The sequence below is a fragment of the Stenotrophomonas sp. S39 genome, assembly GCF_016624665.1.
In the GTDB taxonomy this organism is placed as follows: domain Bacteria; phylum Pseudomonadota; class Gammaproteobacteria; order Xanthomonadales; family Xanthomonadaceae; genus Stenotrophomonas.
The window spans coordinates 1-5,708 of record NZ_JACVTT010000159.1; the positions used below are offsets into that span (position 1 = coordinate 1).

Below are 5,708 nucleotides of genomic sequence, written 5' to 3' on the forward strand. Positions count from 1 at the left end.
GGTTGAGGGGGTGTGAGCGCCATGGATGGCGCGACCAAGCCCCCATGGACGGGTTCACGGCGTCCCCCTCGACCGGACCCACCCCGCCATCCCACGGATAGCCCGCTGTTGCTGTTGCTTCGGCTTCGGCTTCGGCAGGTGCAGGGCGCAGCCCTGCCGAAGACTACTCCGCCTCGCGCTGGACCTGGCGCCAGAGTTCGGCCGCGAGCGCGCGCACCGCATCATCCGCATCCGGGCGATGCAGCAGCCCGATCTCGTAGTTGTCCACCACCGGCAGGCCACGCTCGCCATCGATGACCCGGTGCTCGCGGCCCACCGCGCGCCGCGGCAGCAGGCTGATGCCGATGCCATCGGCCACTGCGCCCTGGATCCCACTCAGCGAGGAACTGGTGAACGCGATGCGCCAGCGCAGGCCCAGGCCCTCCACCGCCTGGATCATCTCGTCGCGGTACAGGCCGCGTGGCGGGAAGGTCACCAGGGGCAATGGATCCTGCAGCAGGCTGCTGCTGCGCAGGCTGTCGATCCAGTGCATCGGCTCGCGCCGGCAATGCACCGCCTGGCGGGTGTTGCGGCGCTGCTTGACCAGCACCAGGTCCAACTCGCCGTGGTCGAAGCCATGCGCCAGATCGCGGCTCAGGCCGCTGCTGATCTCCAGCTTTACCTGCGGGTGGCGGCGGCTGAAGGCGGCCAGCATGCGCGTGGTCTGCGCGTTGACGAAATCCTCCGGCACGCCGATGCGCACCGCGGTTTCCACTGTGGCGCCAGCCAGGGCCTGGGCCATTTCCTCGTTCAGGTCGAGCATGCGCCGTGCGTAGCCCAGCAGGGTGTGCCCCGCATCGGTGGGGTGCACGTCGCGGTGGCCGCGCTCGAGCAGGCGGTGCCCGGCCAGCTCCTCCAGCCGCCGGACCTTCTGGCTGACCGTGGACTGGGTGGAATGCATTCGGGTGGCGGCGGTGGTGAAACTGCCGCAGTCGGCCACCATCACCAGCGCACGCAGCAGGTCCAGTTCAAATAGCGTTCTATTCGATTTGGCACTGTCTTGCATTTGAACATTTCACTTCTGGATGCACGTGGCGACTTCTACCATGCAGGGCAGGGGGCGGCAAGCATGGCGCCCCGTTGCACCGGAGAACCGCAGATGCGAATCCATCGTTGCCGTCGCTGGCCCCGTCCGCTGGGCCGCCTGTTGCTGCTGTGCCTGCTGGCGGTGGTGGTGCCGGCCTGTTCTGCGAGCGCCGGCACGGCCGATGTGCGACTGCGTGATGCCGCCACGCGCGGTGATGCCGATGCCGTGCGTGTGGCGCTGGAAGACGGTGCCGATCTGGAGTCGCGCGATGGGCAGGGCCGCACCGCACTGCTGTTGGCGACCCACGGCAACAACGTCGATGCGGCGCGCGAACTGATCGAAGCCGGTGCCGACGTCAACGCCAAGGATGCGATGCAGGACAGTGCCTATCTGTATGCCGGCGCGCGCGGCCTGGATGACATCCTCGCGCTGACCCTCGCCCACGGTGCGGATCTGCGCAGCACCAACCGGTACGGCGGCACTGCCTTGATTCCCGCCGCCGAGCGCGGCCATGTCGCTACGGTCCGCACGCTGCTGCGTGCAGGCGTGGCGGTGGACCATGTCAACCGCCTGCACTGGACCGCGCTGCTGGAAGCGATCCTGCTGGGCGACGGTAGTCCGCGCCATGTGCAGATCGTGCAGTTGCTGCTCGACGCCGGCGCGAATCCCGAACTGGCCGATGGCGATGGCGTGACGCCGCTGGCGCATGCACGCCGGCGTGGCTACACGCAGATGGAAGCCCTGCTGCGCCGCGCCGGCGCCCGCCGCTGAACCCCGCACCCCTTCCACCCCGCGCGCCACGCGTGCCCACCAGGATGCTGTCCATGTTCCGTTCCCGTCCGTTGTCCCTCGCGATCCTTCTTGCCGTCGCGCCGCTGTCGGTGTCTGCCGCCGAGCGCGCCGACCTGCTGATCCGCAACGCCACCGTGGTTGATGTCGAGCACGCACGCAGCGTGCCGGGGCAGAGCGTGGTGATCCGTGGCGATGACATCGTCGCGGTGGGCCCCGATGCGCAGCTGCGCAGCCAGTGGACCGCCAGCCGACAGGTCGACGCCAAGGGCAAGTACCTCATCCCCGGCCTGTGGGACATGCACGTGCACTTCGGCGGCGGCCCGGCGTTGATCGAAGAGAACAAGGCGCTGCTGCCGCTGTACATCGCCCACGGCATCACCACCGTGCGTGACTGCTCCGGCGACCTGCCCGGGCAGGTACTGCAGTGGCGTGGCGAGATCGCCAACGGCACGCTGTTCGGGCCGCGGCTGCTCAGCTCGGGCGCGAAGATCGAAGGCATCAAGCCGGTCTGGAAGGGCACGATCGAGGTGGGCAGCGAGGCGGACGCCGACAAGGCGATCGCCCGCCTGCAGCACGACAAGGTCGATTTCGTGAAGATCACCGACAGCACGCTGAAGCCGGAGCTGTTCCTGTACTCGGCCAGCGCCGCGCGCAAGGCCGGCTTCAAGGCATCGGGCCATATCCCGATGGCGCTGACCGTCGAACAGGCCGTCGACGCCGGCCTCGCTTCGATCGAACATCTCGATTACGCGTTCAAGGCCGGCAGCAAGGATGAAGCGCAGATCGCCGCTGATTTCGGTGCGGGCCGCATCGATCGCGCCGAGGCCAACCGCCGCCTGGATGCCAGCTTCGACCACGATACGGCGATGCACGCCTACCGCGATTTCGCCAGGCGCGGCGTGTTCGTCACCCCGACCCTCAATGGTGGCCGCATCCTCGATTTCCTCGACCAGGATGACCACGCCAACGACCCGTACCTGGCCTACATCGGCCCGGGCCTGCGCGCGACCTACCAGTGGCGCGTGGACCGCGCGGCCAAGGCCAGCCCGGCGCAGATCGAGGCGCGCCATGCGCAGTACCACCAGGTGGCATCGGTGCTGCCGCTGCTGCAGGAAGCGGGCGTGACGATCATTGCCGGTACCGATGCCGGTTTCCTCAACTCGTACAACTTCCCGGGCATTGCCCTGCACCAGGAGCTGCAGCTGTTCGTGAAGGAAGGCCTGAGCGCGCCGCAGGCACTCTCGGCCGCCACCCGTTCCGGCCCGGCCTGGTTCGGGCAGATGGATCGCTATGGTGGCGTGGCCACCGGCAAGGCAGCCGATCTGGTGCTGCTGACCGCCAACCCGCTGCAGGACATCGCCGCGACGGAGAAGATCGACAGCGTGATCCTGCGCGGCACCGTGTATGACCGTGCGGCGCTGGACAAGATGCTGGCCGACACCAAGGCCAAGGTGGCAGCGTGGAATGCCGAGGCCGCGAAGCAGGAATGACCCTTCCGGGGTTCAGCGCGCTGCCGGCCGCATGCCGTGCAGCTGCGGCAGCGCTTCCTTCATCGCGTCGATGAAGGCGCGCAGCCGCAGGGGCTGCTGGCGCGCGGCCGGGAAGACCAGATGCACCGGCAGCGGCGGAGCCTGCCACTGCGGCAGCAGCTGCACCAGGCGGCCTTCGGCCAGATCCTCAGCCACCAGCCATGCCGAAACCACCGCCGCGCCCAGGCCGGCCACGGCCGCACGCTGCACCACGAACAGGTTGTCAGTGAGCAGGCGAGGCGCGATCGACAGCGTGTGCGCTCGCCCCTGCGCGTCGTGCAGCAGCAGGCGTTCGCGGTAGTAGGTGGCCAGTGCGATCCATGGCAGGGCCTGCGCCTGTTGGGGGGTGCGGATGCGCGACGGATCGGCCAGGGTGGGCGCGGCCACCACGATGCGCGGCACCTCGGCCAGCGGCAGGGCCACCATGCGCGGCTCGTCCACCGGGCCGACGCGCACGGCGCAGTCGATGCCGTCGGCGACGAAGTCCGGGCGATGGTCTTCGAGTATCCATTCCAGGCTCAGCTGAGGATGCCGGGCGAGGAAGTCCAGCATGGTCGGCAGCAGCTGTGCCTGGCCGAACGCGTGCGGCACCATCACCCGCAGGCGCCCACGCAGGACCTGCGCTTCGCCATGCAGCTCGGCCTTCAGCGCTTCCCATTCGTCGATGACCCGCTGCGCGTGGCGCTGGCAACGCTGGCCGTCCTCGGTCAGCTGCAGGCCGTGGGTGGAGCGCTGCAGCAGGCGCAGGCCCAGTTGCCGTTCCAGTGCCTGCAGGCGCCGGCTCACCGTGGGCTGGGTGGTGCCCAGCTGGGTGGCAGCGGCCGAGAGGCTGCCGGCATCGACGATGCGCAGGAAGGTTCTCAGCAGATCCAGGCGGTCGGCGCCGGCGGGCAGGTCGTTCATGCGTGTGGCGTATGAATGATATGTGGAGGAGCCTACTACAGACGCACGGCGAATATCGGCAGGCTATGCACCATTCCTCCCCCGGAGTTCCCGAATGTCCACCTCCTCTGTTTCCGTGACCGCCACGCCGACGGCCGCTCCTTCGGCCCCGTTGGTACTGGCGATGGCCGCCGGTGCTGGTTTCTCGGTTGCATCGCTGTACTACAGCCAGCCGATGCTGGGCCTGATCGCGCAGGACCTGGCTGCCAGCGAGCGCGGCGTCGGCCTGGTGCCGACCCTGACCCAGCTTGGCTATGCGCTGGGCATCCTGCTGCTGGCCCCGCTGGGTGACCGCTTTGATCGTCGCCACCTGATCCTGCTGAAGTCGGTGCTGCTGTCCGTGGCGCTGGCCGCCGCGGCGTGGGCCGGGCAACTGCCGGGGCTGCTGGTGGCCAGCCTGCTGGTGGGCCTGATGGCCACGCTGGCCCAGGACATCGTGCCGGCGGCTGCGGTGCTGGCCCCGGACGCGCACCGCGGGCAGATCGTCGGCCGGGTGATGACCGGGCTGCTGCTGGGCATCCTGTTGTCGCGCGTGGTCAGTGGCGTGGTGGCCGAAGCCTGGGGCTGGCGCACGCAGTTCGTGCTGGCTGCGGTGTCTGTGGCAGCGATGGGCGCGGTGATGGCCAAGGCCCTGCCGCGCTTCGCACCGACCAGCACGCTGCGCTATCCCGCGCTGCTGGGGTCGCTGCTGCAGTTGTGGCGCGAGCAGCCGCAGTTGCGGCGTGCGGTGGCCAGCCAGTCGCTGCTGGCGGTGGGTTTCAGTGCGTTCTGGTCGACCCTGGCGCTGATGCTGCACGCGACGCTGGGGCTGGGCAGCGCCGCGGCCGGTGCGTTCGGTATTGCCGGTGCGGCGGGTGCGTTGGCGGCACCGTTCGCCGGTCGTTACGCCGACCGGCTGGGCAGCCATGCGGTGGCGCGCCTGGCGATTGCCGTGGCGCTGGTGGGGTTTGGCCTGCTGCTGGCCGACAGCTGGCTGCCGGCTGCGGCGCTGCTGCCGCTGCTGGTGGTGAGTGCGCTGCTGTTTGACTTCGGTTTCCAGTCGGCGCTGGTGGCGCACCAGACCCTGGTCTACGGTCTGGTACCGCCGGCGCGCAGCCGCCTCAACGCGCTGTTGTTCACGGGCATGTTCATCGGCATGGCCGCCGGTGGCGCGCTGGGCAGCCTTGCGCTGGCGCAGTGGGGTTGGCACGGCGTGGCGTGGCTGGCGGTGGTGTGTGCGGGCAGCAGCCTGCTGGTGCGGTTGAGGTAGTTCTTTTTGCAGGGCTTGCAGCCCTGCACCTGCTGCAAGCCACGGCAACGTCAACGGCAAAAGCCGGGTTCCCGTGGGTTGGGGGGGGGGGGGGGGGGGGGGGGGGGGGGGGGGGGGGGGGGGGGGGGGG

General features: G+C 69.5%; 5 protein-coding genes. 3 read left to right on the plus strand and 2 right to left on the minus strand.

The window, feature by feature from the left end:
- Positions 1 to 163: 163 nt before the first annotated feature.
- Complete coding sequence (locus IAE41_RS21650) at positions 164 to 1,045, minus strand: LysR substrate-binding domain-containing protein (protein WP_200734518.1); 882 nt, start codon at positions 1,043 to 1,045, stop codon at positions 164 to 166.
- Between the two features lie 93 nt (positions 1,046 to 1,138).
- On the opposite strand from IAE41_RS21650, the gene IAE41_RS21655 reads away from it, so the two are divergent.
- Positions 1,139 to 1,837 (plus strand): ankyrin repeat domain-containing protein, encoded by a 699-nt coding sequence (locus IAE41_RS21655; RefSeq protein WP_200734519.1) that lies wholly within the window; start codon positions 1,139 to 1,141, stop codon positions 1,835 to 1,837.
- Positions 1,838 to 1,890: 53 nt separating this feature from the next.
- Entirely contained in the window at positions 1,891 to 3,348 is a 1,458-nt protein-coding gene (locus IAE41_RS21660) for an amidohydrolase family protein (RefSeq protein ID WP_200734520.1), read from the plus strand.
- 12 nt (positions 3,349 to 3,360) lie between these two features.
- On the opposite strand, the gene IAE41_RS21665 is transcribed toward IAE41_RS21660, so the two are convergent.
- Entirely contained in the window at positions 3,361 to 4,290 is a 930-nt protein-coding gene (locus IAE41_RS21665; RefSeq protein WP_200734521.1) for a LysR family transcriptional regulator, read from the minus strand.
- Positions 4,291 to 4,384: 94 nt separating this feature from the next.
- Between IAE41_RS21665 and IAE41_RS21670 the strand changes: the two genes are divergently transcribed.
- Positions 4,385 to 5,578, plus strand: a complete 1,194-nt coding sequence (locus IAE41_RS21670; RefSeq protein ID WP_200734522.1) for an MFS transporter — start codon at positions 4,385 to 4,387, stop codon at positions 5,576 to 5,578.
- Positions 5,579 to 5,708: the final 130 nt, after the last annotated feature.

What these genes read in the sequence shown, in the direction of transcription:
- IAE41_RS21660 (WP_200734520.1), top strand. Translation starts at nt 1,891, where the DNA reads ATGTTCCGTTCCCGTCCGTTGTCCCTCGCGATCCTTCTTGCCGTCGCG.
- IAE41_RS21655 (WP_200734519.1), top strand. Translation starts at nt 1,139, where the DNA reads ATGCGAATCCATCGTTGCCGTCGCTGGCCCCGTCCGCTGGGCCGCCTG.
- IAE41_RS21670 (WP_200734522.1), top strand. Translation starts at nt 4,385, where the DNA reads ATGTCCACCTCCTCTGTTTCCGTGACCGCCACGCCGACGGCCGCTCCT.
- IAE41_RS21665 (WP_200734521.1), bottom strand. Translation starts at nt 4,290, where the DNA reads ATGAACGACCTGCCCGCCGGCGCCGACCGCCTGGATCTGCTGAGAACC.
- IAE41_RS21650 (WP_200734518.1), bottom strand. Translation starts at nt 1,045, where the DNA reads ATGCAAGACAGTGCCAAATCGAATAGAACGCTATTTGAACTGGACCTG.